Below are 1,723 nucleotides of genomic sequence, written 5' to 3'. Positions count from 1 at the left end.
CGAGTGAATATATAACTGAAGAGCCGGATGCGGTAATTCCGCACGTCCGGATCTGTGTGGGGGCGGCTCAGTAATGGGTCGTTCTACCACGATTGAATCATGGAGAGATCAGTGGTAGAAGTCGTTTTAGTATCACTCTTATCAAATGCCGTTGTTTTGGGTGTTATCGGGTATCTTTCAAAATCAATGTTTACTCATTTCTTGAATAAAGATATTGAGCGTTTCAAGTCTGAGATCCTTGCTGACGCAAGTAAACAAATTGAAAGTTACAAGTCAAAGTTAGAAATTGAACGTAATCGTTTGCAAATTTCTTATGGCGGTATTTTCCAAAGGCAAGCTGAAGTTCTAATCAAACTATATGACCTCCTATTACATCTGGAAGGCGTAGTTAATAATGGTATTAGAGGTGCGGAAGCCTGGAACGATTATCAGGCAGAGCTAGACCAACTCAAAGCCTATTACCATGAAAATAGGGCATTGATTCCTGAGAAATTAGATCTTCTAACAAATAGTGCGATCATGGTCGGAAGAGCTATTTTAAGTGATGCTCTTCGTGATGAGCGTTCACAAGATCTGGTGTCAAATTTCCGCGATGCTAAAGAAAAGTGTTTGGCCGAGATTCGAAAACTATTGGCGGTAGCTGTGCAAAATGATTCATAACAAGCGCAGTCACAAACGGCCACTGCGTGGCCTGGACCTCCCCGCTGCACGGATTTCGGCCTGTGCTGCGAGCGTTATGCATAAGGGTGCCAAATGAGTAATTCATTATTTTCAGGCGATAAAGATTGGAAAGCCAATGCATGCTTGAATTGGTCACTCGATGCTATGGGACTTTATATCGAGGGTTATAGAGAAGCTGCCGATAAACTCGTAAGTGATGTGGTTGAATCGGGTACTAACCAAGATATTTTGGTTTTCCCCATATCATTTCTCTACCGTCAGTATATTGAGCTGCAACTTAAGCACATTATTCGAGAGTCAAGAATATTTCTTGAGGAAGAGGCAAGCTTCCCGGAGCACCACAGAATTGGCGACTTGTGGAACACTGCAAATTCTTTGATGGCTAGACTTATCAAAGATCATGATCAATCTATAAAAGACTATATCACCAAGGAAGATATTCAGACCATCAAAACAATCATTACAGAATTCGTCAAAGTTGATCCAGAGTCGTTTGCATTCAGGTACCCAAAGGACAAAAAAGGAAACAAGAATCTTGACGGCATTCAATATATCAATCTGAGGAAACTCCATGACCAAATGGAGATTTTGAAAGAGAAGCTGGATAAATACTACCTGTGTGTCAGTCTTCTCAGAGATTTTCAAGATGAAATGAGAGCTGAGTATGGGCCATAGAATGCATAACACATATGAGCCTTCTCGGAGTCAATAGGTAAAACCGCTCTTCTGGCCGCGTTAGCGGTCAGTTTGTTGTCCATCAGCAAGAGAGACTGCTTCATCTGTCATCATGGTTGCCAGGCGATAGCCTGCAACAAACACATATAGGGGCTCTCTTATCTCATTCTCAATGAGTGCCTGCTGATTTCAGCATCCTTGCTGACAGCAGGGGCACCAGACATTCATCGGTTAACCTGTTGCTGGCGCTATTCAAGGCGATGGGCTTAAAGGTAAGCGTTGCAGCAACCACACCGTCGGCGTGATTGCCGTGTAGATCAGAATGGCAACAGCTTTGTCAGCTTGTCTGGTGTATCTGCGGTGGGCA

Annotated in this window: 2 protein-coding genes; both read left to right on the top strand. The window is 43.2% G+C overall.

The features are described from left to right. Nucleotides 1-111: 111 nt before the first annotated feature. Complete coding sequence (locus H595_RS23100) at nucleotides 112-660, top strand: hypothetical protein (RefSeq protein ID WP_051220006.1); 549 nt, start codon at nucleotides 112-114, stop codon at nucleotides 658-660. A gap of 93 nt (nucleotides 661-753) precedes the next feature. Beyond that, a complete protein-coding gene (locus H595_RS0119585; protein ID WP_027672654.1) occupies nucleotides 754-1,356 on the top strand; it encodes a hypothetical protein in 603 nt (200 codons plus the stop codon). The last annotated feature ends 367 nt before the right edge of the window (nucleotides 1,357-1,723 follow it).

It is taken from the genome of Rheinheimera baltica DSM 14885, assembly GCF_000425345.1.
Lineage (GTDB): Bacteria > Pseudomonadota > Gammaproteobacteria > Enterobacterales > Alteromonadaceae > Alishewanella > Alishewanella baltica.
This window is presented reverse-complemented; position numbering and strand designations above follow the sequence as displayed.

Bases quoted from the DNA above. Each gene is read 5' to 3' on its own strand.
- H595_RS0119585 (WP_027672654.1), top strand. From the start codon at position 754: ATGAGTAATTCATTATTTTCAGGCGATAAAGATTGGAAAGCCAATGCA.